Source organism: Sedimentibacter sp. B4 (genome assembly GCF_000309315.1).
Lineage (GTDB): Bacteria > Bacillota > Clostridia > Tissierellales > Sedimentibacteraceae > Sedimentibacter > Sedimentibacter saalensis.
Genome location: NZ_CANG01000649.1, coordinates 1 through 241, shown reverse-complemented (window position 1 = coordinate 241; position 241 = coordinate 1). Strand labels below are relative to the sequence as shown.

The 241-nt window shown below is 63.1% G+C and carries 1 protein-coding gene; it reads right to left on the bottom strand.

Features of this window, described 5'->3' with window-relative positions; translation table 11 throughout:
- Positions 1-241 (bottom strand): family 1 glycosylhydrolase (locus BN358_RS24040; RefSeq protein ID WP_157593493.1); only part of this gene is annotated, 241 nt, incomplete at both ends.

Here is a 241-nt window from a genome sequence, read left to right as displayed (position 1 = left end):
AGGTTGTCGACCTTGTCGGCGGCCACCCCGAGGTGGTTGAACGACTCGTGGGTGATCAGGTTGATCTGGTTGACCAGGATCCAGTGCTTCACCCGTCCGCGGAAGCGCTCGAACAGCACCTCGCAGTAGCGGACGAAGAAGTCGATCAGCTCCCGGGAGTACCAGCCGGTGTAGGCGGTGGTCAGGTGCAGCGGCATCTCGTAGTGGGACACGGTCAGCACCGGCTCCATGCCGTTGGCGA